Raw genomic sequence first — 25,554 nt, 5'->3', positions numbered from 1 at the left:
AATGAAGTGTTGTTTCTCATATCTAGGAGGGTATTTTTAATTTTGGCTATTTTACCGATTGTTTTGTTTCCAGAAAAAATTTTACAACAAAAATGTGATAAAGTAACAAGTTTTGATAAAAAATTGGCAAAGCTGTTAAATAACATGTATGAAACGATGGTGGAAGCGGATGGCGTTGGGCTGGCTGCACCTCAGGTTGGCGTTAAAAAGCAAGTGGCTGTCGTTGAAATAGAGGAAGGGTCAGGGCATCTGGAGCTGATCAATCCAGAAGTGCTCGAAATGGAAGGCGAACAGAATGGTGTGGAGGGCTGCCTTAGCTTTCCAAGTTTATATGGTGAAGTGTCCCGTCCATACCGCATCAAGGTGCGGGCACAAGACAGGAAAGGGAGTTTTTTCGAGATAGAGGCGGAGGATTTTCTCGCTAGGGCACTTCTGCATGAGATCGATCATTTGCAAGGGGTGTTATTTACAAGTAAGGTTTCGCGCTATATTTCAGAAGAAGAGTTAGAAGGGTATGAAGAAGAATGACAAAAATTATCTTTATGGGGACACCGGATTTTTCCGTGCCGGTATTGAAAAGGATCATTGACGAAGGGTTTGACGTAATTGCAGTCGTCACCCAGCCGGATCGTCCCGTTGGCCGTAAAAAGGTGCTGACGCCTCCGCCAGTTAAAGTCGAAGCGGAAATTCAGGGGATTCCGGTTTATCAGCCTGAAAAAATCCGTGAAAAAGAAGAACTTGAAAAGATCATTGCATTAGGAGCTGACTTAGTGGTCACCGCGGCCTTCGGTCAAATTCTTCCGAATGAACTGTTGGAAGCCCCTAAATACGGATGCATCAATGTACATGCCTCCTTGCTTCCTGAACTGCGTGGAGGGGCGCCCATCCATTATTCAATATTGCAGGGAAAAGAAAAAACGGGAATTACCATCATGTATATGGCGGAGAAATTGGATGCCGGAGATATATTGACCCAAGCGGAGGTTACCATCGAGGAAGATGATAATGTGGGAACACTGCATGATAAATTAAGCAAGGTAGGTTCCGACTTGCTTGCGGAAACCTTGCCGAAACTTCTAAACGATGAATTACGGGCAATCAAGCAAGATGAAGACAAAGCGACCTTCGCACCTAATATTAAACGGTCGGAGGAAAAGATCGACTGGTCAAAAACAGGGGAAAACATCTATAACCATGTACGTGGGCTGAATCCATGGCCAGTTGCCTACACAACCTTAAACGGGTCGGTGTTGAAAATTTGGCAGGCTAGTAAGCTCGAACAAGGCATTCAGGAAGCACCCGGCATGATCATTGAGGTGCAAAGTGACGGTTTCATTGTTTCGACAGGCAATGAGACGGCAATACTGGTTACGGAACTGCAGCCTTCAGGGAAGAAAAAAATGCCGGCGAAAGATTACTTGCGCGGAGCCGGGTCGTTCATTAAAGCAGGCATGAAGTTAGGAGAACAGAATGAAGCAAACTAAAAAGGGAGTACGTGACATTGCTCTCGATATATTGGAATCTGTAGAGAAAAACCAATCCTACAGTAACCTCTTATTAAACAACTTGATCAAAAAGCATCAATTATCCGCTGTGGACAGCGGTTTGCTTACGGAAATAAGCTACGGTACGATACAGCGTAAGATGACATTGGATTACTTTTTGAGTCCTTATATTAAACAACCGAAAAAGACACTAAGCTGGGTCATCAACCTACTTAGGCTTTCTGTCTATCAAATGGTTTATTTAGATAAAGTGCCGGATCATGCGATCATTTTCGAGGCTGTCGAAATTTCCAAAAAACGTGGACATAAAGGCACATCTTCCATGGTCAATGGCGTGCTTCGCAACATTCAGAGGAATGGCGTTCGCTCGCTTGATGATATCAAGGATGATCTTGAACGGCTCTCCATCGAAGTAAGTCATCCAATCTGGTTGATCAAGCGCTGGGTTGAGCAATTTGGTTATGATAAAACCAAGGAAATGTGTGAAGTGAATTTAACTGCGCCATTGCAGACGGGGCGGGTCAATTTAAAGAAGATTTCCCGCAATGAATTAATGAGCATATTAAGGGAAGAGGGATATGACGTTGAGGCAAGTGAGGTCGTCCCCGAAGCCATCGTCAGCTATAGAGGCAATCTTGCTCATTCTGAAAGTTATAAAATGGGGTACTTATCGATTCAGGACGAAAGTTCGATGCTTGTTGCGCATGCGTTGGGAGCGAATGAAAATGACGCTGTACTCGATTGCTGTGCTGCGCCTGGAGGGAAAACGACTCATATTGCAGAAGGTCTAACGACAGGACAAGTATATGCTCTTGATCTTCATGAGCATAAAGTCAAGCTCATTAAAGAACAGGCAGAGCGGCTAAAACTGAGAAACAACATCAAAACTATGGCACTCGATAGCAGAAAAGTGCAAGAACACTTCAATAAGGAAGGGTTTGATCGGGTCTTGATCGATGCGCCATGTTCAGGATTGGGAGTCATGCGTCGGAAGCCTGATGTAAAGTACACAAAAACAAAAGATGATATAATGAAACTCTCAAGCATACAAAAGCAATTATTGGAAGCTGCTGCACCGCTAGTAAAGCAAGGCGGACGGTTAGTATACAGTACATGTACGGTTGACATGGAAGAGAATGATAAAGTGGCCATGTCATTTTTGAAAGATCACCCGGATTTCGAGAGCGATCCATCCTTATCCGAAAGAATGCCCGAAAGCGTCCAGCCGTTTATCACGGGCCATACGTTACAAGTTTTTCCGCAATATTTTAGCAGTGACGGATTCTTTATTGCGAGTTTTAGAAAGAAGGTGCTGTAATGGCAGAAATAACTAAATCATCCAGAGTAAGAAAAGACACAACACCAGAAAAACCATCGATCTATTCATTGGAGCTTCACCAAATTAAAGAATGGCTTATTCAAAATGATGAAAAGGGATTCCGGGCCGATCAAGTTTATGACTGGCTTTATAAAAAACGTGTCTCCAGTTTTGAAGACATGTCCAACCTATCGAAATCTTTACGCGATAAGCTTGAATCACAATTCATCTTCACTACATTGAAAACTTTGATTCAGCAAACGTCCAATGATGGAACGATGAAATTCTTATTTGAACTCCATGATGGATATTCGATAGAAACGGTGTTGATGCGCCATGAATATGGAAACTCCATTTGCGTGACAACACAGGTTGGTTGTAGAATTGGTTGTACCTTCTGTGCATCGACCCTTGGGGGATTAAAGCGAAATCTTGAATCTGGAGAAATTGTTGCCCAGGTTGTTAAAGTTCAGCAAGCCCTTGATGAAGTGGAAGAACGTGTTAGCTCTGTCGTCATCATGGGGATTGGGGAACCGTTCGATAATTACGATAATATGATGTCATTCTTAAAGAATATAAATCATGAAAAAGGCTTGAACATAGGGGCTCGCCATATTACCGTATCAACAAGTGGAATCATTCCAAAGATCTATAAGTTTGCAGAAGAAAGCATGCAAATCAATTTTGCGGTTTCACTGCATGCACCGAACACGGAATTGAGAAGTAAATTGATGCCGATCAACAAGGCTTACAAACTTCCGGACTTGATTGAAGCCATCAAATACTATACAGAAAAAACAGGGCGTCGTGTAAGTTTTGAATACGGTCTATTCGGCGGCGAAAATGATACAGTCGAACACGCCGAAGAATTAGCCGATTTAATAACCGGAATCAAATGCCATGTCAACTTAATTCCGGTTAACTATGTACCGGAACGCAACTATGTACGTACACCTCGGGATCAGATTTTTGAGTTTGAAAAAACATTGAAAAAGCGCGGTATCAATGTGACGATCCGAAGGGAACAAGGCAGTGATATCGACGCAGCCTGCGGCCAGCTTCGGGCCAAGGAGCGCAAAGAAGAGACGAGGTGACCCTATTGAGGGCGATATTTAAAACAGACCGTGGTAAAGTCCGCCAGCATAATGAAGATAATGGCGGAATCTTTAAGAACTCGCAAGGCGTTCGCCTTGCCATCGTTGCAGATGGCATGGGCGGCCACCGTGCCGGGGATGTAGCAAGTGCGATGACGATTGACCTTCTGAAAAAGGGCTGGGATGTTTCCAGCGCAATCGAAACGGCTAATGATGCCGAGGAGTGGCTAAAAAAGCAGATCATCTTGGTCAATCATACGCTATTCGAACATGCCGAGGCTCATACAGAATGTAAGGGCATGGGGACGACCGTGGTTGCTGCCATATGCACTGACAAGTTTGCGACCATTGCCAATATCGGGGACAGTCGATGTTACTTGTATAATGAGAGTGGCTTTAAGCAGGTTACGGAAGATCATTCACTTGTTAACGAATTGGTCCGTTCCGGGCAGATTTCGAAGGAAGATGCCGAGAAGCATCCACGAAAAAATGTTTTATTACGAGCCTTGGGGACAGAAATGCAAGTTGAAATGGATATAACGACGGTCATTTTCGAAGAAAGTGATTTATTATTGCTTTGTTCGGATGGCTTAACGAATAAAGTGAGTGAGCAGGAACTTGAAGAAACGGTTACAAATGGGCAGTCTCTTGAAGAAAAGGCAAATTCATTAATAGATAAGGCCAATCACTACGGTGGGGAAGATAATATCACTCTTGTGCTTGTTCAATTTACTGATGAAGGCGAAAGCAGGTGAATTGAATGTTGATTGGCAGAAGAATCAACGGCCGTTATAAGCTGATCGAAATGGTCGGTGGCGGCGGTATGGCAAATGTTTACCTTGCAAGGGATATGATTTTGGATAGGGACGTTGCATTGAAAATCCTTCGCATGGACTTCAACAATGACGAGGAGTTCATCAAGCGCTTCAACCGGGAAGCACAAGCTGCAACCAGTTTGGCCCATCCCAATATCGTAAGTATTTATGACGTTGGTGAAGAAGATGCCATCTATTATATTGTCATGGAATATGTGGACGGCTTTACACTTAAGCAATACATACAAAAATATTATCCGATTCCAGTAGATAAAGCCTTGGATATCATGAAACAAATCACGGCAGCGATCTCCCATGCCCATCATAACGGAATCATCCATCGGGACATCAAGCCACAGAACATATTGATCGATAAAGAAGGCACCGTCAAGATAACGGACTTTGGAATTGCTTTGGCCTTGAGTGCAACCAACATAACGCAGACGAATGCGGTTTTGGGATCCGTCCATTACTTATCTCCAGAACAGGCAAGGGGCGGAATGGCCAATAAGAAATCGGATATTTATTCCCTTGGCATCGTCATGTTTGAGTTGTTGACAGGTAGATTGCCTTTTTCCGGTGAATCTGCCGTTTCGATAGCGCTTAAACATTTACAATCGGACACCCCTTCGCCAAAACGCTGGAATCCTGAAATACCGCAGAGTGTGGAAAACATTATTTTGAGAGCGACAGCGAAAGATTCATATTACCGGTATGAAAGCGTGGATTCAATGGAAGATGACATTCGCACGTCGTTGAATCCTGAGCGTTCAAATGAATCGCCCTTTGCAATACCGCAAGACCATGATGCAACGAAAGCGATACCCGTGATTACGGATGATCAACTCTCTAGCGTTGATGAGACGATCATAAGAGGACCTGAAAAAAATACGGTAGTCTATTCAGATGATGGTGAAGATGATCCAGAAGCAGTCATGAAAGTGAACAAGAAACAAAAGAAACAGAAAAAACAAAAAAAGAAGGCGAAACAAAAGGACAAAAAAAGAAGGAAGATGCCAGCCATTTTGGTGACCATCTTTTTAGTCCTAGCGCTGCTAGCTGTTTTATCTGTCACTTTAGGACCTTCCCTTTTAGGGTCCAAGGAAGTGACGATCCCAGATCTTAAAGGAAAAGAATTGGAAGATGCCATTACTGACTTGCTCGAACTGGATTTGGTCATCGGAAATACGATTGAGATTGACGATGAAGAGGTTGAAGCTGGATTGGTGATCAAAACCAACCCGAAGGAAGGGAAGACCGTCAAGGCAGGGGCGAAAATCGACATTTATCAAAGTGGTGGTAAAGAAACGATATCGCTGTCCAACTATGAAGGTCGGGATTATTCGGGTATTAAATCAATGCTTGAGGAAATGGGATTCAAAAACACGGTCGTGACCTACAAATATGATGCCAGCGCCGCCGGTACCATCATAGAACAGACGCCATCAGGTGCCACAGAAATCGTCCCGTCGGAAACGGAACTGGCGTTAACGGTCAGCAAAGGGGAAGATCTATTGAGCCTGAAAAACCTCAAAGGGTTCAATCAAGCTGGTCTTAATGATTATTCCAATGAAAGTGGAATAAAGATCGATTTGGAAGAAGAGGTTTATGATGATTCCGTCGAGAAGGGGCTGGTCATTTCCCAGTCACCCGAACCGGGTACAAAGGTGGAAAAAGGCAGTACGGTGAAAGTTGTCCTCTCAAAAGGGAAAGAAGAGATCCCTCCTAAGACCGTAACGGAGGAAATCAAGATTGAATATGACCCAGTGGAGCCTGGCAAAGCGCAAAAAGTGCAAATCTTCATTGAGGATATCAACAATAGCATGACGGAGCCTAAAGAATCTTTCTTTATCGTGGAAGATGGGAAGCGAACGATCGAATTGACGGTTTCTCAGGATAAGAAAGCAGGCTATAAAGTCATGAGGGACAACCAGGTCATCATCGACAAAACCGTCTCTTATCCCGACTAAATATATTAATTAGGAGTGTGGCTATGCCCGAAGGAAAAATTATTAAAGCACTAAGCGGATTTTATTATGTCCTTGATGGGGAAGAGGTCTTCCAATGCCGTGGAAGGGGTGTTTTCAGGAAAAACAAGGTAACGCCGCTCGTTGGTGATTATGTGGTGTTCCAAGCGGAAAATAAAACGGACGGGACCGTTACCGAAATAAAACCGCGAAAGAATGAATTGATCCGTCCGCAAATCTCGAATGTAGATCAGGCCATCCTTGTCTTTTCAGCAGTTGAACCTGACTTCAGTCCAGCGCTGCTTGATCGTTTTCTCGTACTTATCGAGGATAACGAGATCGAGCCGATCATCGTCGTGACGAAACTGGACTTGGTCACATCTGAAAACCGAATGAAATTGACACAGTATACCAAGGATTATCGGAAACTTGGGTATACGGTGTTGGAAACCTCCTCGGTTACTACAGGCGGCATCGAAGAACTGGTTCCGTATTTAGAAGGGAAAACGAGTGTATTTGCCGGTCAGTCAGGAGTGGGGAAATCTTCTTTACTTAATGCAATCAATCCTGAATTGGCTTTAAAGACGGATGACATTTCATCGCATCTAGGACGGGGAAAGCATACAACGCGTCACGTTGAATTGATTCATATCGGCTCAGGCCTTGTCGCCGATACACCAGGATTCAGTTCACTAGAATTCATGGAAATGGAAGCTGAACGGTTATCCTATTGTTTCCCCGAAATGCACAAGTATGGAGAGGACTGTAAGTTCAGGGCTTGTCTGCATGATAAAGAACCGAAATGTGCTGTGAAAGAAGCTGTTGCTGCTGGGGAAATTCCGCAATATCGCTATGATCACTATATGCAATTCTTAGAAGAAATTAGAGATAGAAAGCCGAGGTATTGAAATGGTTAAAATTGCACCTTCGATTTTATCAGCTAACTTTGCAAATTTGGGAGAAGAAATCCTTGATGTGGAAAGGGGCGGGGCGGATTTTATCCATGTGGATGTCATGGATGGGCAGTTCGTGCCGAATATTACAATCGGCCCCCTAATAGTTGAAGCTATTCGGCCTGTGACAAAGCTTCCGCTTGACGTGCACCTAATGATCGAACAACCTGACCGTTATATCGAGTCGTTCGTAAAAGCGGGAGCCGATTATATAACGGTGCATGTAGAGGCCTGTACACATCTGCACCGCACGATACAACTGATTAAATCCTTTGGTGTCAAGGCAGGGGTGGTGCTTAACCCAGCCACGCCGGCGTCCTTGCTTCTGCCTATAATCGAAGACATTGATATGGTGCTCTTGATGACGGTTAATCCAGGCTTTGGTGGGCAAAAGTTCATCACATCCGTATTGCCCAAAATCGCTGAAGTGAAGGCGATGTCAGACATCCATAATCAGAACCTGGAAATAGAGATTGATGGCGGGGTCAATGAAGAAACGGCTAAACTTTGTATTGAACAAGGCGCAACGGTTCTAGTGGCAGGTTCAGCCATTTATAATCAGGAAGATCGCCGTGCAGCGATTCAAAAGATTAGGGGAAACTGATATAAAGCCGACATTATCGTCTACATATGATAATGTCGGCTTTTTTACAGTGCCACAAAGAATTCTCATATAGACTTATACGTTTAATAAAGGAGGATAATCATGATCATTAGTATAATGGCCGGTGGTCCGGAAGGGCTATGGCCGGATTTGAAAAGGTATAAAGAGATGACTGATTTTTGGGTCGGGGTGGATAGGGGGGTATGGGCTTTGCTTGAAAATGGCATCGTACCTAAATGTGGCTTTGGGGATTTTGATTCGGTTTCAAAAGATGAATATAAGGTAATTATGCAAAAGCTTCAACATATAGATTTATATGCTTCAGAAAAGGATGAAACGGATTTGGAAATCGCTTTTAATTGGGCAATAAATCAAAAACCAAGTGAAATTCACATCCTCGGCGCTACAGGAGGGAGGATGGATCATTTTCTTGGCAATGTCCAGCTACTTCAAAAGGAAAGTGTCCTCCCCTATCACGACGAAATTGATATATACATAGTCGATCAGCAAAACACTTACACAGTCAAGACGGCAGGATCTTATGAGGTTATAGCCATGGAGGATATGAAGTACGTATCCTTCCTTTCGGTTACGCCAGAAGTCACCGGGATTACTTTAACAGGCTTTAAATATCCATTGAGCGATCGCTGCCTGGAGATAGGTTCGACACTCTGCATCAGCAACGAACTAATTTCCGATTCTGGGAATGTTTCATTTAAGGAGGGCATATTAATGATGATAAGAAGCAGAGATTAAAATTCATGCTTAGAGCAGATTCGGATATAATTTCAAATCCAAATCCTATATCCGCTTAAAAGCTTATGTTGTAATAGAAAAATTCCACTTCATCTTAATCTGTGGGATGCAAAGAGGAGGGGCATGATGAAATTTTATACGATTAAATTGCCAAAAGTTCTGGGTAGTTTGGTAAGGGCTATGCTCGGAGCGTTTAAAAAAGGCTGATACTTATTCCACATGACACCTCTCCGGTTTTAGGGAGGTGTTATTTTTTCGGGTTTCTGGAGGATAATGAACGTGTGGCCATCCATTAATGGGTGATGAATTGTTTGCTCGATGCGGATTATTCCAACAACGAAACGATCAACCATCCCCATTAAAATGTCAGCCATTTCAAGTAAAAAGGCATCCTTAGAGGATGCCGTAACATTATACGCGTTCTACTTTGCCCGATTTAAGAGCTCTTGCAGAAACGTATACACGTTTAGGTTTACCGTCAACTAAAATACGTACTTTTTGAAGGTTAGCGCCCCATGTACGCTTGCTAGCGTTCATTGCGTGAGAGCGGCTGTTACCAGAACGAGTTCTTCTTCCAGTGATTACACATTTACGTGCCATGTTAATTTCCCTCCTAACTACACGAAGCTTAAGTTTTCACAGTCATCTTAAGTCTTTGTAAAATACTTTAATAATTTATCATACCTACCGTGAGAATGCAATACTTCAGTTAATTACTTTCAAGAAAAAAGCCTTGACATACATACTGTAAAATTGAATTATATTAAGTACCGTACGACATTTACTTTTAAAACCATAGACATTATAGTAAAATGTCTTTAGTTGACTTGATTTTTTGGGAGGGAAAAGAAAGATGTCTATTGAATTACAAACGAAATATGGACAAATTGATATCTCTAATGAGGTTATCGCTACTGTAGCAGGCGGAGCAGCAATGGATTGCTACGGAATTATAGGAATGGCTTCCAAAAAACAATTTAAAGACGGCATTGCTGAGATTTTAAGAAAAGAAAACTTTACTAAGGGTGTAATAGTCCGTCAAGAAGAGGAAGAAGTTCATATCGATATGTATATAATCGTAAGCTATGGAACAAAAATCTCGGAAGTTGCGCATAATGTGCAATCAAAGGTAAAGTACACCCTGAACAAAACTGTAGGATTAGCTGTTGATTCAGTTAACATTTTTGTCCAGGGAGTTCGTGTGACGAACCCTTAAGTATAGGAGGAAAGTTTTGTGTCAATTACAAGTTTAAATGGAAAGCGATTTGCAGAAATGATCATTCAAGGTGCCAATCATTTAGCGGCTAATGCCCAACTGGTTGATGCGTTGAATGTTTTCCCTGTTCCAGATGGAGATACTGGAACGAATATGAATTTATCGATGACTTCCGGCGCAAAGGAAGTGCAAAATAATGTCCAGGAACACATCGGGAAAGTGGGTACATCACTTTCAAGAGGATTGCTAATGGGCGCTCGCGGCAATTCAGGTGTTATCCTATCACAATTGTTCCGCGGCTTTGCTAAAGCGATTGAACATAAATCCGAAATCAATAGTGAAGAATTCGCCCAAGCTTTTGAAGCAGGCGTGCAAACAGCTTATAAGGCTGTAATGAAACCTGTTGAAGGCACGATATTAACGGTCGCCAAAGATGCTGCGAAGCAAGCGGTTTCATCAGCTGCCAGGCACCAAGATCTTATTCAGGTAATGGAAGAGATCGTCACGGAAGCCAATGCTTCATTAAAACGCACACCGGATCTTCTTCCAGTCTTAAAAGAAGTGGGAGTCGTTGACAGTGGCGGACAAGGCTTGGTGTTCGTATATGAAGGTTTCCTTGCGGAGCTGAAAGGTGAAGCCCTTCCGATCCGGTCTGAACATGGCCCTAGCATGGATGATATGATAAGTGCCGAGCACCACATGAACGTCCAAGCGCATATGAACACGGAAGATATCGTGTTTGGCTACTGCACGGAATTCATGGTCCGGTTGGAAAGTGAAAAACTGGCTAATAAATCATTCGACGAGGAAAAATTCCGGAATGATTTAAGTGAATACGGCGACTCATTATTGGTCATTTCAGATGATGAAGTTGTCAAAGTACATATTCACTCTGAACAGCCTGGCGAATGTCTCAGCTATGGACAGCGATACGGTAGCTTAATCAAGATGAAAATCGATAATATGCGCGAACAGCATACGGCGATTGTTGGTGAGACGAGCACTCCGCTCCAAACGAAACCGGTAATAAAAGATAAATACGGAGTGGTGTCCGTTGCTATGGGTGCAGGCATCAGTGAATTGTTCAAAAGCATCGGCGCCAAATCCGTCATCGAAGGCGGACAAACGATGAATCCTAGCACGGAAGATATCGTCAAGGCTGTCGAAGAGGCAAATGCGGAGCATGTCATCATCTTGCCTAACAATAAAAATATCATTATGGCTGCCAATCAAGCAGCAGATGTCCTTGGTGATCATGTGACGGTCGTTCCAACGAAAACGGTACCGCAGGGAATGGCTGCCTTGTTGGCATTCAATCCATCGCTTGATGCTGCAGAGAATCAAAAAGTGATGAGTGAAGCCCTTTCGCATGTAAAAACCGGCCAAATCACTTATGCTGTCAGGGATACCAATATTGATGGTCTTTCCATTGAGACTGGGGATTTCATGGGCATTGCTGAAGGAACCATCAAAGTGAAAGATAAAGACAAGACGCAAGCGGCAAAGGATCTTCTTTCTGAAATGATCGATGATGATGCTGAAATCCTGACGATATTGTATGGAGAAGACGCCAATACAGAAGAAGTCGAAAATCTCGTCGCGTTTTGTAAGGAGACTTTCGAAGACGTTGAAGTGGAAGTCCATAATGGGAAACAACCTTTATATTCTTTCATTTTTTCAATTGAATAAGGAAAAATTCTAATGATCTTTCTCTTTGCATGATCATGAACGAATAAAGGGTAATAAACTGCATAAGTCATTAGGCTATGCAGTTTTATTTTTGAAAAATGAATGATAGAAACAGCCTGATTGGAATTACGGTGAATTTGACGTTATGATTAATCTAACACCCAGCCTTTCCCTTGATTTCAATAACTGAAGGAGGAGCAATGCATGAAATTCAGAAGTGTATTCGATATAATTGGTCCTGTTATGATTGGCCCCTCTAGTTCCCATACTGCCGGAGCTGCAAGAATCGGGAGGGTGGCCAGGAATTTATTCAACCGTGAACCTAAATGGGCACATATTTCTTTTTATGGATCGTTCGCAAAAACCTATAAAGGACATGGAACGGATGTAGCCATTGTAGGAGGCTTACTTGATTTTGATACATTTGATGAGAGAATTAAAGAATCATTGGAAATAGCCCTGAATAAGAAAATCAAAATTACTTTCCGGGAAGAAGAAGCCGTCCCGGAACATCCCAATACAGCAAAAATAACGGTCGGGGATGAGTCCGGTGAACTTGAACTTGTCGGAATATCGATTGGCGGGGGAAAAATCGAAATTGTCGAATTGAATGGGTTTAAATTGAGGCTGTCGGGCCACAACCCTGCCATACTTGTCGTGCATGATGACAAATTCGGGGCCATTGCCAATGTTTCAAACATTCTGGCTAAGCATCAAATCAATATCGGCCAGATGGAGGTTTCCCGTAAAGAGAAGGGGAAGATGGCGCTGATGACAATTGAAGTGGATCAAAACCTCGAGGATCAAGTCATTGATGAAATCTCGGCAATCCCCAACATCACTCAAGTGGCGAGGATTGTGGATTGATAAGGAAATTGAATCGTTTCCATTTAGGAAGGAGAAGATATCATGTTTCGAAATGTTGCGGAATTGATAGAATTAGCTGATTCAAAGCAGAAAAAAATATCAACTTTGATGATAGAACAAGAAATGGAAGTGACGGGCAGAAGTCGTGAACAAATCATCGATCAGATGGGAGTCAACCTGGATGTGATGGAACAGGCTGTTGAAAAGGGCCTCCAAGGTGTACAGTCCGTTTCCGGCCTTACAGGCGGTGATGCAGTCCTGCTTCAAAATTATATTAATTCAGGTAATTCCCTATGCGGTGAATTGTTGTTGGATGCTGTGAGCAAAGCAGTGGCCACAAACGAAGTGAACGCAGCGATGGGAACCATTTGTGCGACACCTACTGCTGGATCTGCTGGAGTGGTGCCTGGAACGCTTTTCGCTTTGCAAAACAAGTTAAAACCGAATCGCGAACAAAAAATCGAATTCTTGTTCACGGCAGGGGCATTCGGTTTTGTTGTGGCGAACAACGCATCGATTTCTGGGGCCGCAGGGGGCTGTCAGGCGGAGGTCGGGTCCGCTTCGGGCATGGCAGCCGCAGCAATCGTTGAAATGGCAGGAGGAACACCTGCGCAAAGTGCTGAAGCTATGGCCATCACGTTAAAGAACATGCTGGGTCTTGTGTGTGACCCGGTTGCCGGGCTTGTTGAGGTGCCTTGTGTAAAAAGGAATGCGATGGGGGCGGCCAATGCAATGGTTGCCGCAGATATGGCCTTGGCGGGGATTACAAGCCGCATACCTTGTGATGAAGTGATTGATGCGATGTATAAAATCGGGCAAACGATGCCATCGGCTCTTAGGGAAACTGCACAAGGAGGATTAGCGGCGACACCGACTGGACGGGAGTTGGAAGCGAAAATTTTTGGCTTGCCGCTAAATAAAAAGTGACCTCCGCCATTTTGGAACCGATAACGTCAGTGAAAGGCATCGGGAGCGAAACCGCGGCAGCCCTGGAGGAAATGGAGATTCATACCGTCAAGAATCTCCTTGAACATCTTCCATACCGCTATGAAGACTACCGATTGAGGGACTTGGAAACGGTAGAACATGAAGAACGCGTCACCGTAGAAGGAAAAATTCATACCGTGCCCACATTAGGGTACTTTGGCAAGAAAAAATCGAGGCTGACGATTAAATTATTGACCGGGCGATATTTAGTGAATGTCATTTTTTTCAACCAGCCATATTTGAAGCCGAAACTTGCGATAGGTGAAACCATAACGGTAACCGGAAAATGGGACCGTCATCGGCAAACGATTACTGGCTCAGAGTGTCACATTGGCAATCAAAGCCGCGAGAAAGAGTTTGAACCCGTGTACTCCGTGAAGGGAAGCATCACGGTAAAAGGTTTGCGCCGCTTTATCTCCAAAGCGTTTACCCAGTATGGATCCATGATTGAAGAGAATTTGCCACCGCAATTATTGGCGACATACAAACTGATGCCACGTAATGATGCTCTTCGTATGATGCATTTTCCTTTATCGGCTGATGATATAAAGAAAGCGCGCCGCCGCTTTGTGTATGAAGAATTTTTATTGTTTCAACTCAAAATGCAGGCCTTGCGTAAAGTGCAGCGGGAGCAATCAAAAGGAATCGGTCAGGAATTTGACGAAAAGCCAGTGGAAGCCTTCATACAAACGCTTCCTTTCCCTTTGACACATGCTCAAAATCGTGTCGTCGGCGAAATTCTGAATGACATGAAATCCCCCTATCGGATGAATCGCCTTCTCCAAGGCGATGTAGGGTCAGGAAAAACGGTTGTTGCCGCCATCTGCCTGAAGGCGACGATTACAGCCGGTTTCCAAGGGGCCCTTATGGTACCGACGGAAATCTTGGCTGAGCAGCATACGCAATCACTGAAGGCGATGCTTGAACCGACCGGATTGAAGGTAGCGTTATTGACTAGTTCGGTGAAGGGCAAAAAGCGCCGGGAGCTATTACAAATGCTTGATTCCGGTGAAATCGACCTTTTGATCGGAACGCATGCTTTGATACAGGATGAAGTGAATTTTCGGAAGCTTGGACTTGTCATTACGGATGAACAACACCGCTTCGGAGTGGAGCAGCGTCGGATTCTCCGTGAAAAAGGTGCGAACCCAGATGTACTATTCATGACGGCAACACCCATTCCGCGTACGCTCGCGATTACCGTTTTCGGTGAAATGGACGTCTCGACGATAGATGAAATGCCTGCTGGACGCAAAGCGATCGAAACGTATTGGGCGAAACATCAAATGCTTGATCGGATCTTGACTTTTGTTGAAAAGGAACTAAAAAAAGGACGGCAGGCTTACGTCATCTGTCCTTTGATCGAGGAGTCGGAAAAGCTTGATTCCCTGCAAAATGTTCTGGATGTCCATGCGATGCTGACCCAATACTTTGGCGACCGGTATAAAGTGGGACTCATGCATGGGCGGCTCCCCGCGGATGAAAAAGACGAAGTGATGCAGGAGTTCAGTGTAAATGCTGCGCAAATCCTCGTCTCAACGACCGTTGTCGAGGTTGGAGTGAATGTTCCAAATGCAACGGTAATGGTCATTTATGATGCAGAGCGTTTTGGCCTGTCCCAGCTCCATCAGTTACGGGGTAGGGTAGGACGGGGAAGCGATCAGTCGTTTTGCATTCTCCTGGCTGATCCGAAAACGGAGGTCGGAAAAGAACGGATGAAAATCATGACGGAAACGAACGATGGTTTCGTCCTCTCCGAGAAGGACTTGGAACTTCGCGGCCCAGGGGATTTCTTTGGCAAAAAGCAAAGCGGCCTACCTGAATTCAAAGTAGCTGACATGGTCCATGATTACAGGACCTTGGAAGTGGCTCGGGAGGACGCAGCGAAACTGATTGCTTCCCAAAGCTTTTGGCACTCCCACGAATATGCACCATTACGTACTTATTTAGAGGGGACAGGCGTGTTTACGGGAGAAAAGCTTGACTGAAATAATGAAAATCGATTAGCAGATTGCGAGAATTTCCACAATATCTTGCAATCTGTTTTTAAAATATATATACTACTATTAGTACCTAGTCATAATACTACGGATGGTGACCTTCAAATGCGAAGAAACAAGAAGGAACGCCAGCAATTATTAATCGAAACGATTAAACAGAATCCTTTTGTAACGGATGAGGAGCTGGCTGAAAAATATTCGGTGAGCGTCCAGACAATTAGGCTTGATCGACTTGAATTATCGATACCGGAACTGCGTGAACGCATTAAGAACGTGGCCGAGAAAAAATTCAGTGACGAAATCAGGGCTTTGCCTTTGGATGAAATCATCGGGGAAGTAATAGATCTTAATTTAGATGACAATGCGATATCGATTTTGGATATAAAAAAAGAGCATGTCTTCAAGCGGAATGGAATTGCCAGGGGGCACCACCTTTTTGCCCAAGCAAATTCATTGGCAGTAGCGGTCATGAATGATGAACTGGCACTGACTGCAAAGGCATCCATTTTATTTACCCGTTCCGTAAAGGAAAATGAAAGAGTGGTAGCCAAAGCGAAGGTTAAAAGTGTGGACCATACCAATGATCGATCAGTGGTGGAGGTCAGAAGCTACGTAGGTAATGAGCTGGTTTTTAAAGGCGAGTTCGAAATGTATCGCTCTTAACTTTCTAGTAAAGGATGAAAGAACATGAAGATAACGATAGATGCAATGGGTGGAGATCACGCTCCTAAAGCACAGGTTTTAGGAGCAATGAAAGCTGTCGAGGCTTTTTCCGATGTGGAAATCACTTTGGTGGGAGATCAAGACGAGGTTAACTTACACTTAAACAAACATGACCGAATAAAGGTTGTACATACAGAAGAAAAAATACTGAGTACCGATGAGCCGGTTCGCGCAGTTCGCCGCAAGAAAAGTGCCTCCATGGTCTTGGCGGCACAACAAGTGGCAGATGGAGAAGCCGATGCATGCATTTCTTCAGGCAATACAGGTGCGCTCATGGCTGCAGGCTTGTTTATTGTCGGAAGAATTGAAGGCATCGAACGTCCGGCATTGGCTCCGACCCTGCCGACAATCGATGGAAAAGGGTTTGTCCTTCTTGATGTGGGTGCTAACTCCGATGCGAAGCCGGAGCATCTTCTGCAATTCGCGATAATGGGGTCTGTATATGCCCAAAAAGTGCGGGGGATAGATAAGCCCCGTGTCGGGCTTTTGAATATCGGAACAGAGGAAAAAAAAGGGAATGAATTGACCAAGCATGCTTTCTCATTGCTGCAGCAGTCATCGGAAATCACCTTTATTGGAAATGTTGAGGCACGAGACCTTCTAAATGGACCGGCGGATGTTGTCGTGACGGACGGATTCACGGGAAATATGGTGTTGAAAACACTGGAAGGTACGGCTATGAGCGTATTCACGATGTTGAAAACGGCTTTGACGAGCAACCTGAAGAGCAAATTGGCTGCAGCGATGGTGAAGCCGGAATTAAAGGTCATAAAAAATCAAATGGATTATTCAGAGTATGGCGGTGCTGGACTTTTTGGCCTGAAGGCTCCTGTCATCAAGGCGCATGGATCTTCAGATGCGAACGCCATCTACAATGCCATTCGCCAGACCCGCGATATGGTTGGGCATGATGTCATCCCGACCATCGCGAAGACGATAGAAAAACAATAATAAATCATAGAGACAGGGGAGTCACATATGGGTAAAATTGCTTTTGTCTTTCCAGGACAAGGTTCACAGTCAATCGGAATGGGGCTTAGCTTATATCAGGAAAACGAGCGTGCTCAGCAAATTTTTCGATCAGCGGATGAAAAACTTGATTTTCCACTTTCCGAATTGATTTTTAATGGCACACAACAGGAATTGACGGTAACCTATAACGCACAGCCAGCTTTATTGACCACAAGCTATGCGCTTGTCAGCGCCTTGAAGGAAGCGGGAATCCAAGCGGATTATACAGCGGGCCATAGTTTGGGTGAATATACGGCTTTAGTGGCATCAGGTGCCATCTCTTTTGAAGATGCCGTATATACCGTTCGTAAGCGTGGGGAGTTCATGGAAGCAGCGGTCCCGAATGGTCAAGGCTCTATGGCGGCAATACTTGGCATGGATCGTGAAGCTTTGGCTGAAGTTACTTCCGAAATAACTGCTACAGGCGAATCCGTTCAATTAGCCAATATAAATTGTCCAGGACAAATTGTCATTTCCGGCACGTCTGAAGGGGTTAAACTGGCAAGTGCAAAGGCGAAGGAAAATGGAGCGAAACGGGCACTCCCGCTTGAAGTGAGCGGACCTTTCCATTCGGAATTGATGAAACCCGCTGCAGAAAAACTACAGGGTATCTTAGATGAAGTGATCATCAAACAAGCAGAAATTCCCGTTATATCAAATGTAACGGCGAATCCGATTACTTCACCTATTGAAATTAAAGAAAAATTAATCGAACAGCTGTATTCACCAGTGCTTTGGGAGGACAGCGTCAGAACCTTGCTCGAGTTGGGCGTCGATACGTTCATCGAGGTAGGCCCGGGGAAAGTGTTAGGCGGATTAATCAAGAAGATTGACCGTTCCGCTCATATCCACTCCGTCTCCGATCTGGATACTCTTACTAAAACAGTCGAATCTTTAAAGGAGGTACAAGCATGATCCTTAAAGGAAAAAAAGCAATCGTAACGGGAGCGTCAAGAGGTATAGGCAGGGAAGTGGCGTTAGAATTAGCCCTTCAGGGAGCGGATGTTGCCATCAACTATTCAGGCAGTGAAGCGAAAGCGAATGAAGTGGTCGATGAAATCAAGGCATTGGGCCGTGAAGCATTCGCCATACAGTGCGATGTCGCCAATGGTGAATCAGTGACAAGCATGATTAAAGAGGTGGTCGAACGGTTCGGCCGAGTGGATATCCTGGTGAACAACGCTGGTATCACACGTGATAACCTATTGATGCGCATGAAAGAAGACGAATGGGATGCAGTCATCAATACGAATCTTAAAGGCGTGTTCCTTTGCACAAAGGCGGTCACGAGGCAAATGATGAAGCAGCGCAGCGGCAGGATCATCAATATGGCATCGATTGTCGGCGTAAGCGGAAATGCCGGGCAAGCCAATTATGTGGCGGCGAAGGCAGGCGTGATCGGCCTGACCAAAACTACCGCGAAGGAACTTGCTTCAAGAGGAATTACCGTCAATGCGATTGCTCCCGGCTTCATCTCCACCGATATGACGGGGGAATTGCCTGAAGATGTCCAAAAAGCAATGCTGGCCCAAATTCCACTGGCCCGGTTTGGAGACCCTAAAGAAGTCGCTTGTGTCGCATCTTTCCTAGCTTCAGACGCTAGCAAGTATATGACCGGACAAACACTTCATGTAGATGGCGGCATGGTAATGTAAGTTTTCTTTGATTTTTTTCAAATTTAATTTATAATGTCATGAGGGGAGGTGAACAAATTGGCAGATGTATTAGAAAGAGTAACGAAAATCGTTGTGGATCGTTTGAACGTAGAAGAGTCAGAAGTAAAACTTGAAGCTTCTTTCAAAGAAGATCTTGGTGCCGATTCCCTAGATGTAGTTGAACTAGTCATGGAATTCGAAGACGAGTTCGATATGGAAATTTCGGACGACGACGCTGAAAAAATCGCCACAGTAGGTGATGCTGTGAATTACATACAAAGCACTATGTAATGAATGGTCATTTGACTAAAAGCTCCGTTTTTTAACGGGGCTTTCTCTTGTGATGAAAGAAGTTGTCGGTTAGTTTTCATTAAGCGGATTATCATGTATGATGGTACATAGGAAAGCTTGACAGGAATTCCTGCCAGGTTTCTTTTTATATAGGAAAAATATGCTTTTTTGAACCGTTGTGGAGGGTTTTGTGTGATGCGTAGGAACGGAAATAATCGTAAACCATCAATCAAGGATAATAAATTTAAACAGTTGCAAGAAAGTCTGGGTATTCAATTTCAGGATGAAAATTTATTGAAACAAGCTTTTACCCATTCATCTTATGTGAATGAGCATCGCCGCAAGCCTTATGAAGATAACGAAAGGCTTGAATTTTTGGGAGACGCTGTACTGGAACTGACCATCTCTAAATACTTGTATCAAAAATACCCGATGATGAGCGAGGGTGAACTGACCAAATTAAGGGCTGCCATAGTGTGCGAGCCTTCACTTGTTGCGTTTGCCAATAATCTTTCCTACGGGGAATATGTATTACTCGGCAAAGGGGAAGAAATGACAGGCGGTAGGGAAAGGCCTGCTATGCTCGCGGATGTATTCGAAGCATATATCGGGGCTTTGTACCTTGATCAAGGATTAGAGCCGGTTGTACAGTTTTTGAACAATGTTGTGTTTCCGAAGATAGACGAGGGTGCTTTTTCTCATGTGATGGATTATAAAAGCCAGCTTCAAGAGCTGATTCAGCGTGATGCTATCGGTGTCCTGCAATATAAAATCCTGCAGGAAAAAGGACCGGCCCATAACCGGGAATTTGTTTCCACGGTTTCTCTGAATGGAGAAGAACTGGGCTCCGGTATAGGGAAGTCCAAGAAAGAAGCGGAGCAGCATGCAGCCGAGCATGCATTGATCGTTTTAAAAGAAAAAAAATCAACAAGATAGTTGAACAGTAGAGGAGGAAAGGTCATGTTCCTCAAACGCTTGGACGTTGTAGGATTTAAATCTTTCGCAGAGAAAATATCGATTGATTTTGTACCTGGTGTCACGGCAGTGGTTGGACCGAACGGAAGCGGTAAAAGTAATGTGACCGATGCAGTCCGATGGGTACTTGGAGAGCAGTCTGCGAAATCGCTTCGTGGCGCAAAAATGGAAGACATCATTTTTTCGGGAAGTGACACGAGGAAAGCGTTGAATTTTGCAGAAGTATCATTGACCCTTGATAACGAGACCAATTCCCTGCCGATAGACTTTCACGAAGTCAGTGTGACAAGACGGGTATATCGATCGGGAGAAAGTGAATTTTTCATTAATAATCAAGGATGTCGCTTGAAAGATATCATAGATTTGTTCATGGATTCTGGTCTTGGCCGTGAAGCATTTTCAATCATCAGCCAAGGGAAAGTCGAAGAAATCCTGAGCAGCAAGTCAGAAGAGAGACGGGTGATCTTTGAAGAAGCAGCCGGCGTCCTCAAATATAAAACAAGAAAACGAAAAGCGGAATCGAAGCTGACGGAAACACAGGATAACTTGAACCGTGTCCATGATATCCTCCATGAATTGGAGGGGCAGGTTGAACCGTTGAAAATTCAATCTTCCCTTGCCAAGGAATTTTTGGAGAAAAAAGACGAGCTTGAACAAATCGAAGTTGCTTTAACCGTGTTTGAAATCGAAGAACTTTATGAAAAATGGGAAAAGCTGTCCCAAGATTTAGAAAAGCATAATGAAATGGAGCAGCAAATGGCAGGGCAGCTTCATGATCGGGAAGCGCATCTAAAAAGGCTCAGGGATAATCTGGCGACGCTCGAAACATCAATCAATGAGCTACAAGAGATTCTTCTGAATGCCAGTGAGGAACTTGAAAAGCTTGAAGGCCGCAAAGAAGTATTGAAGGAACGAAAAAAGAATGCTGCCCAAAACAAGTCACAGCTTGAAAGAGCGATCGTGGAAGGGGAGACTTTTGTCAAGAGTCTTTCTGTCCAACAGCAAAGTGAAAGGGAAGTCCTCCATGCGCTCAACTCTGAAGTGAAAGGCATCCAGGAAATCTTACATGAAAAGCAAAAAAGCCTGGGGCTTTTCAATAGCGATATCGAATCGATGATTGAAACGAAAAAAAGTGACTATATCGAGTGGTTGAACAAGCAGGCAACGGCAAAAAACGAAAAACAGTATTTGCTTCAGCAGCTCACCCAGCAGGAGCATAAAAACGAAAAACTGGATACGGAAAATGAAAAGTTCCTAATTGAAAGAATGGATATCACCGCAAAAAAAATGGAATATTCTGCTCGGATGGGCAATGTGACGGAGCAGCTTGAAGAACATGTCTCGGTTTTCAGAAATCAGCAGAACAAATTGGATGCGGCAAAAGATATGTATCAAAAGCAAGAAACGACTCTCTATAAAGCTTATCAATTCCTTCAGCAGGCAAAGTCTCGTAAAGAGCTTCTTGAAGAAATGGAAGAAGATTATGCTGGCTTTTTTCAAGGTGTTAAAGAGGTTTTAAAAGCGAAAGAAACCCTTGCAGGCATTGAAGGAGCAGTCGCAGAATTGATAAAGGTTCCAAAGGAATATGAAACGGCCATCGAAACGGCCCTGGGCGGAGCGATGCAGCATGTGGTCGTTGAACGCGAAGAGCATGCACGTGAAGCCATCTCCTTCTTGAAGAAGAATAGGTATGGACGTGCGACGTTCTTGCCGTTATCAGTCATTAAGGCGAGGGAAATTTCCTCAAGCCAATTATCAATGCTGAAAAGCCATGCAGCGTTTGTCGGGACAGGCTCCTCATTGATCCAATATGATGCGAGGCATGCAGCGATTGCAGAGAATCTGTTAGGAACGGTCATCATCACCACCGATTTAAAAGGTGCGAACGATTTGGCAAAAATGATGCAGCATCGCTTTCGCTTCGTAACGCTTGAAGGCGACATCGTCAATCCGGGCGGTTCAATGACTGGCGGGGCGTTAAAGCAAAAGACGACCTCCCTGCTTTCAAGGAAAACCGAATTGGAAGAACTTCATCAAAAACTTTCCGCAATGGAAGCCAAAACGAATCAGCTGGAAAAGCAGGTCAAACAGCTTAAAGTGGATGTAGGTGTACAAGAGCAAACCCTTGAACAAACGAGAAAAATGGGTGAGAATCTCCGATTACAGGAGCAAACCTTGAAAGGCGAATTGCGTGAAGTCGAATTACAGGAAAGAAACGTGAATGACCGCCTTCACCTTTATGATTTGGATAAAAATTCCTATTTGGAAGAACAACAGCAAAAAACGGCAAGATTAGAAGAGCTGGAAGAGCTTCTGACGTCATGTAAAACGGAAATCGAAGCGCTTGATCGGCTGATTTCGGACATGACAGAACAAAAACAATCTCAGCAATCTTCTAAAGAAAGCCTTGCTGAAGAAACGAATGAGCTAAAGGTAACATTGGCCTCTAAGCGTGGACAGCTGGAAAACCAAAAAGAGAAGTTGGAACGCATCGATTTCGATCTTGCAAAGGAAACAAGCAGGCTTGCCGAGAATAAAGATGACTTGGGTCTTCTGACAAATGAAATGACAGACAGCTCAAGCGGTGAAGAAACGCTTGAAGATATGGCCCAGAAAAAATTGCTCGATAAAAACGGGGCCATTGAAGGTATTGCCATCCATAAACAAGAAAAAAATGAGCTTCTGTCTCAAGTTGCAACGCTTGAAATGGCCTTGAAGGAAGAAAATAGGGTTTATAAAGGCGTTATTGAAGTGATAAAGGATGAAGAGGTCAAATTGACCAGGCTGGATATGGAACTCGAGAACCGTCTCGACCATTTAAGGGAAGAGTATACGCTATCCTATGAAGGGGCTAAGGAACAGTATCCATTGATGCTGCCTGTAGAAGAAGCCCGCAAAAAAGTGAAGCTCATCAAGCTGGCGATCGAGGAATTGGGCACCGTCAATCTCGGTGCGATCGATGAATATGCTCGTGTAGCTGAACGCTATGAATTCCTGTTAAGTCAAAAGGAAGACCTGCAACAGGCGAAAGATACGTTATTCCAAGTTATAGATGAGATGGATGATGAGATGAAGCGGCGCTTTGCCGATACCTTCTATTCAATCCGTGATCAATTCGAACAGGTGTTCAAAGCTTTATTTGGCGGGGGCAGAGCGGAGTTGAAGCTGACGAATCCCGATGATCTGCTTCATACAGGGGTAGATATCATTGCACAGCCACCAGGTAAAAAACTGCAGAATTTAAGTCTCTTATCCGGGGGAGAGCGGGCATTGACGGCAATAGCCTTATTATTCTCCATTTTAAAAGTGCGGCCAGTGCCGTTTTGTATCCTTGATGAAGTCGAAGCTGCACTCGATGAGGCGAATGTGGTCCGGTTCAGCCAATTTTTAAGGAAGTTCAGCAGGGAAACGCAGTTTATCGTCATCACTCACCGGAAAGGTACAATGGAGGAAGCTGATGTCCTCTATGGGATTACAATGCAGGAGTCAGGTGTGTCCAAGCTTGTTTCAGTCCGGATGGAAGATTCGGAAAACTTTATCGAAGTGTAAATTCATGAATTAGAGGAAGTGGGACAATGAGTTTTTTCAAAAAGTTAAAAGAGAAGTTTACGACCCAGGAAGAGACGCAAAAAGAAGTTGAAGTACAAGAAATCTCCATCGGGGAAAAATTCAAGCAAGGTTTGTCAAAGACGAGGAACTCCTTTACTGGAAGAGTCAATGAGCTTGTTGCCCGTTACCGGAAAGTGGATGAGGACTTTTTTGAAGAACTTGAAGAAATCCTGATTCAGGCTGACGTCGGCTTCGATACCGTGATGGAATTGATCGATCAATTAAAAACGGAGGTCAAGCTACGCAATATTTCGGATACAAGGGAAGTGCAATCCGTCATTTCAGAAAAGCTTGTTGACATCTACCAAGGTGATGACGGTGATACTTCAAGCCTGAACATCCAAGAAGACGGGTTGACGGTCATTTTGTTTGTAGGCGTGAATGGAGTCGGTAAAACGACGACAATCGGGAAACTTGCTCATAAGTTCAAGACTGAAGGCAAATCGGTTGTACTGGCAGCAGGAGATACATTCCGTGCTGGGGCTATCGAACAGCTTGAAGTATGGGGAGAGCGTGTCGGTGTCAGTGTAATCAAACAAGGTGAAGGATCCGATCCCGCTGCGGTCATGTTCGATGCCGTACAGGCTGCCAAGGCAAGAAAAGCCGATATCCTGATATGTGATACTGCAGGACGCTTACAGAATAAAGTGAATTTAATGAAGGAACTGGAAAAAGTGAAACGCGTAATCGAACGCGAGGTACCCGGTGCGCCACACGAGGTACTTCTTGCCCTTGACGCAACGACTGGACAAAATGCCTTGATTCAGGCCAAGACATTCAAAGAAGCAACGAATGTCTCGGGAATTGTTTTAACGAAGCTTGACGGCACGGCAAAAGGCGGAATTGTTTTGGCGATTCGCAATGAACTGGCCATCCCCGTTAAATTCGTCGGGCTTGGCGAAAAAATGGACGATCTCCAGGAATTCGATGCTGAGAAATATGTTTACGGCCTTTTTGCTGATATCATCGATAGAGAAGAGCTTTAAGAAAAGTTGAAAGCCGGAAGAGATTATTCTCTTCCGGTTTTTTGTTGATAGTATAGAATTTAAAGAAAAGCCCATTCATCGATTTTCCCTATAATTTGCATCTGAAGATATTCGGTGATATTAGTGTAATGATGGGAATATGAGATTGAAAATAATCCTCAAGCATTGGAAGAGCAAAATATTTATGTCAGTCGTTGGGATGGACGGATTGCGGAAATGTTACTCAGCAATTCTATTCACTGCCTTACAGTCAATCATAATCAAATTGGGCAGTCTATTTCTATATTCAAAATATCTTGGTTCATCCAGATCATCAGAAAAAGGGAAAGGAAATCATGTTTATTTGGTTGTGTAGAAAAAAAAGAAATGGTTTAAAAACAGGATATGTTTGTCGAGCGAAGTGACGTATATCAAAGACAAGCGTTTTAACTGTCTGTATAGGTCTCCTGAATGGAATCGCTGGTCCTGCATGATCTAGTTCCTTTTATGAAGGCTATGCCGCCAATACGGAGGGTTTGCGAGCTTTCCTGTCA

At 44.0% G+C, this 25,554-nt stretch carries 24 protein-coding genes and 1 pseudogene; 24 read left to right on the top strand and 1 reads right to left on the bottom strand.

What is annotated here, in order from left to right; genetic code table 11:
* Nucleotides 1–42 precede the first annotated feature (42 nt).
* The 10 genes from def (at nucleotide 43) to spoVM (ending at nucleotide 9,219) form a co-directional block, all read left to right on the top strand.
* Nucleotides 43–528 carry a peptide deformylase gene (def, locus tag ASU00_RS10745; protein WP_057913459.1) on the top strand — a complete coding sequence of 162 codons (486 nt, stop codon included), beginning with the start codon at nucleotides 43–45 and terminating at the stop codon, nucleotides 526–528.
* Entirely contained in the window at nucleotides 525–1,484 is a 960-nt protein-coding gene (gene fmt / locus ASU00_RS10740; RefSeq protein WP_057913458.1) for a methionyl-tRNA formyltransferase, read from the top strand. The genes def and fmt overlap by 4 nt, the downstream gene beginning before the upstream one ends.
* On the top strand, nucleotides 1,471–2,823 hold the full coding sequence (gene rsmB, locus ASU00_RS10735; protein ID WP_057913457.1) for a 16S rRNA (cytosine(967)-C(5))-methyltransferase RsmB: 1,353 nt from the start codon (nucleotides 1,471–1,473) through the stop codon (nucleotides 2,821–2,823). The genes fmt and rsmB overlap by 14 nt, the downstream gene beginning before the upstream one ends.
* Nucleotides 2,823–3,917, top strand: a complete 1,095-nt coding sequence (rlmN, locus tag ASU00_RS10730) for a dual-specificity RNA methyltransferase RlmN (RefSeq protein WP_057913456.1) — start codon at nucleotides 2,823–2,825, stop codon at nucleotides 3,915–3,917. The genes rsmB and rlmN overlap by 1 nt, the downstream gene beginning before the upstream one ends.
* Before the next feature lie 5 nt (nucleotides 3,918–3,922).
* Nucleotides 3,923–4,672 carry a Stp1/IreP family PP2C-type Ser/Thr phosphatase gene (locus ASU00_RS10725; protein WP_057913513.1) on the top strand — a complete coding sequence of 250 codons (750 nt, stop codon included), beginning with the start codon at nucleotides 3,923–3,925 and terminating at the stop codon, nucleotides 4,670–4,672.
* 5 nt (nucleotides 4,673–4,677) lie between these two features.
* Nucleotides 4,678–6,702: a Stk1 family PASTA domain-containing Ser/Thr kinase gene (gene pknB, locus ASU00_RS10720; protein WP_057913455.1), complete on the top strand. Its 2,025-nt coding sequence runs from the start codon at nucleotides 4,678–4,680 to the stop codon at nucleotides 6,700–6,702.
* A 23-nt stretch (nucleotides 6,703–6,725) separates the two neighbouring features.
* Nucleotides 6,726–7,607 carry a ribosome small subunit-dependent GTPase A gene (gene rsgA / locus ASU00_RS10715; RefSeq protein ID WP_057913454.1) on the top strand — a complete coding sequence of 294 codons (882 nt, stop codon included), beginning with the start codon at nucleotides 6,726–6,728 and terminating at the stop codon, nucleotides 7,605–7,607.
* Nucleotide 7,608: 1 nt separating this feature from the next.
* The gene (gene rpe / locus ASU00_RS10710; protein WP_057913453.1) at nucleotides 7,609–8,256 is read left to right on the top strand and encodes a ribulose-phosphate 3-epimerase; all 648 of its coding nucleotides are present in this window, start codon (nucleotides 7,609–7,611) and stop codon (nucleotides 8,254–8,256) included.
* 102 nt (nucleotides 8,257–8,358) lie between these two features.
* Entirely contained in the window at nucleotides 8,359–9,012 is a 654-nt protein-coding gene (locus tag ASU00_RS10705; RefSeq protein WP_057913452.1) for a thiamine diphosphokinase, read from the top strand.
* A 126-nt stretch (nucleotides 9,013–9,138) separates the two neighbouring features.
* Nucleotides 9,139–9,219, top strand: coding sequence for a stage V sporulation protein SpoVM (spoVM, locus tag ASU00_RS10700; RefSeq protein ID WP_034313769.1), 81 nt, complete (start codon nucleotides 9,139–9,141; stop codon nucleotides 9,217–9,219).
* Nucleotides 9,220–9,423: 204 nt separating this feature from the next.
* Here spoVM and rpmB read toward each other — a convergent pair whose 3' ends face one another.
* Nucleotides 9,424–9,612 carry a 50S ribosomal protein L28 gene (rpmB, locus tag ASU00_RS10695; protein WP_034313767.1) on the bottom strand — a complete coding sequence of 63 codons (189 nt, stop codon included), beginning with the start codon at nucleotides 9,610–9,612 and terminating at the stop codon, nucleotides 9,424–9,426.
* A gap of 253 nt (nucleotides 9,613–9,865) precedes the next feature.
* On the opposite strand from rpmB, the gene ASU00_RS10690 reads away from it, so the two are divergent.
* From ASU00_RS10690 to ASU00_RS26145, 14 genes and pseudogenes are all read left to right on the top strand, one after another.
* Entirely contained in the window at nucleotides 9,866–10,228 is a 363-nt protein-coding gene (locus ASU00_RS10690; protein ID WP_057913451.1) for an Asp23/Gls24 family envelope stress response protein, read from the top strand.
* Nucleotides 10,229–10,246: 18 nt separating this feature from the next.
* On the top strand, nucleotides 10,247–11,917 hold the full coding sequence (locus ASU00_RS10685; protein WP_057913450.1) for a DAK2 domain-containing protein: 1,671 nt from the start codon (nucleotides 10,247–10,249) through the stop codon (nucleotides 11,915–11,917).
* A 204-nt stretch (nucleotides 11,918–12,121) separates the two neighbouring features.
* Nucleotides 12,122–12,784, top strand: a complete 663-nt coding sequence (sdaAB, locus tag ASU00_RS10680) for an L-serine ammonia-lyase, iron-sulfur-dependent subunit beta (protein ID WP_057913449.1) — start codon at nucleotides 12,122–12,124, stop codon at nucleotides 12,782–12,784.
* A gap of 42 nt (nucleotides 12,785–12,826) precedes the next feature.
* On the top strand, nucleotides 12,827–13,711 hold the full coding sequence (sdaAA, locus tag ASU00_RS10675; protein ID WP_057913448.1) for an L-serine ammonia-lyase, iron-sulfur-dependent, subunit alpha: 885 nt from the start codon (nucleotides 12,827–12,829) through the stop codon (nucleotides 13,709–13,711).
* Nucleotides 13,708–15,759 carry an ATP-dependent DNA helicase RecG gene (recG, locus tag ASU00_RS10670; RefSeq protein WP_057913447.1) on the top strand — a complete coding sequence of 684 codons (2,052 nt, stop codon included), beginning with the start codon at nucleotides 13,708–13,710 and terminating at the stop codon, nucleotides 15,757–15,759. The genes sdaAA and recG overlap by 4 nt, the downstream gene beginning before the upstream one ends.
* Nucleotides 15,760–15,876: 117 nt before the next feature.
* Nucleotides 15,877–16,434 carry a transcription factor FapR gene (gene fapR, locus ASU00_RS10665; protein ID WP_057913446.1) on the top strand — a complete coding sequence of 186 codons (558 nt, stop codon included), beginning with the start codon at nucleotides 15,877–15,879 and terminating at the stop codon, nucleotides 16,432–16,434.
* Between the two features lie 24 nt (nucleotides 16,435–16,458).
* Complete coding sequence (plsX, locus tag ASU00_RS10660) at nucleotides 16,459–17,445, top strand: phosphate acyltransferase PlsX (protein WP_057913445.1); 987 nt, start codon at nucleotides 16,459–16,461, stop codon at nucleotides 17,443–17,445.
* 27 nt (nucleotides 17,446–17,472) lie between these two features.
* Entirely contained in the window at nucleotides 17,473–18,420 is a 948-nt protein-coding gene (gene fabD / locus ASU00_RS10655) for an ACP S-malonyltransferase (RefSeq protein WP_057913444.1), read from the top strand.
* Nucleotides 18,417–19,160 carry a 3-oxoacyl-[acyl-carrier-protein] reductase gene (gene fabG / locus ASU00_RS10650; protein ID WP_057913443.1) on the top strand — a complete coding sequence of 248 codons (744 nt, stop codon included), beginning with the start codon at nucleotides 18,417–18,419 and terminating at the stop codon, nucleotides 19,158–19,160. Before fabD ends, fabG begins: the two co-directional genes overlap by 4 nt.
* A 57-nt stretch (nucleotides 19,161–19,217) precedes the next feature.
* Nucleotides 19,218–19,451, top strand: a complete 234-nt coding sequence (locus ASU00_RS10645; protein ID WP_034313729.1) for an acyl carrier protein — start codon at nucleotides 19,218–19,220, stop codon at nucleotides 19,449–19,451.
* 195 nt (nucleotides 19,452–19,646) lie between these two features.
* On the top strand, nucleotides 19,647–20,387 hold the full coding sequence (rnc, locus tag ASU00_RS10640) for a ribonuclease III (RefSeq protein ID WP_057913442.1): 741 nt from the start codon (nucleotides 19,647–19,649) through the stop codon (nucleotides 20,385–20,387).
* Between the two features lie 24 nt (nucleotides 20,388–20,411).
* Complete coding sequence (gene smc, locus ASU00_RS10635) at nucleotides 20,412–23,975, top strand: chromosome segregation protein SMC (RefSeq protein WP_057913441.1); 3,564 nt, start codon at nucleotides 20,412–20,414, stop codon at nucleotides 23,973–23,975.
* 26 nt (nucleotides 23,976–24,001) lie between these two features.
* Nucleotides 24,002–25,021, top strand: a complete 1,020-nt coding sequence (gene ftsY, locus ASU00_RS10630; protein WP_057913440.1) for a signal recognition particle-docking protein FtsY — start codon at nucleotides 24,002–24,004, stop codon at nucleotides 25,019–25,021.
* Between the two features lie 144 nt (nucleotides 25,022–25,165).
* A pseudogene (locus tag ASU00_RS26145) lies at nucleotides 25,166–25,359 on the top strand (GNAT family N-acetyltransferase); the annotation flags it as partial.
* Nucleotides 25,360–25,554 lie beyond the last annotated feature (195 nt).

Source organism: Peribacillus muralis (assembly GCF_001439925.1).
Lineage (GTDB): Bacteria > Bacillota > Bacilli > Bacillales > DSM-1321 > Peribacillus > Peribacillus muralis.
The sequence above is the reverse complement of the archived record's forward strand: the minus strand, read 5'-3'. Positions and strand labels throughout refer to the sequence as shown.

Coding starts and splice junctions, on each gene's coding strand:
- rlmN (WP_057913456.1), top strand. CDS start 2,823: ATGGCAGAAATAACTAAATCATCCAGAGTAAGAAAAGACACAACACCA.
- smc (WP_057913441.1), top strand. CDS start 20,412: ATGTTCCTCAAACGCTTGGACGTTGTAGGATTTAAATCTTTCGCAGAG.
- fapR (WP_057913446.1), top strand. CDS start 15,877: ATGCGAAGAAACAAGAAGGAACGCCAGCAATTATTAATCGAAACGATT.
- ASU00_RS10705 (WP_057913452.1), top strand. CDS start 8,359: ATGATCATTAGTATAATGGCCGGTGGTCCGGAAGGGCTATGGCCGGAT.
- ASU00_RS10690 (WP_057913451.1), top strand. CDS start 9,866: ATGTCTATTGAATTACAAACGAAATATGGACAAATTGATATCTCTAAT.
- spoVM (WP_034313769.1), top strand. CDS start 9,139: ATGAAATTTTATACGATTAAATTGCCAAAAGTTCTGGGTAGTTTGGTA.
- rnc (WP_057913442.1), top strand. CDS start 19,647: ATGCGTAGGAACGGAAATAATCGTAAACCATCAATCAAGGATAATAAA.
- rpe (WP_057913453.1), top strand. CDS start 7,609: ATGGTTAAAATTGCACCTTCGATTTTATCAGCTAACTTTGCAAATTTG.
- ftsY (WP_057913440.1), top strand. CDS start 24,002: ATGAGTTTTTTCAAAAAGTTAAAAGAGAAGTTTACGACCCAGGAAGAG.
- rpmB (WP_034313767.1), bottom strand. CDS start 9,612: ATGGCACGTAAATGTGTAATCACTGGAAGAAGAACTCGTTCTGGTAAC.
- sdaAA (WP_057913448.1), top strand. CDS start 12,827: ATGTTTCGAAATGTTGCGGAATTGATAGAATTAGCTGATTCAAAGCAG.
- rsmB (WP_057913457.1), top strand. CDS start 1,471: ATGAAGCAAACTAAAAAGGGAGTACGTGACATTGCTCTCGATATATTG.
- rsgA (WP_057913454.1), top strand. CDS start 6,726: ATGCCCGAAGGAAAAATTATTAAAGCACTAAGCGGATTTTATTATGTC.
- pknB (WP_057913455.1), top strand. CDS start 4,678: ATGTTGATTGGCAGAAGAATCAACGGCCGTTATAAGCTGATCGAAATG.
- fmt (WP_057913458.1), top strand. CDS start 525: ATGACAAAAATTATCTTTATGGGGACACCGGATTTTTCCGTGCCGGTA.
- fabD (WP_057913444.1), top strand. CDS start 17,473: ATGGGTAAAATTGCTTTTGTCTTTCCAGGACAAGGTTCACAGTCAATC.
- fabG (WP_057913443.1), top strand. CDS start 18,417: ATGATCCTTAAAGGAAAAAAAGCAATCGTAACGGGAGCGTCAAGAGGT.
- plsX (WP_057913445.1), top strand. CDS start 16,459: ATGAAGATAACGATAGATGCAATGGGTGGAGATCACGCTCCTAAAGCA.
- sdaAB (WP_057913449.1), top strand. CDS start 12,122: ATGAAATTCAGAAGTGTATTCGATATAATTGGTCCTGTTATGATTGGC.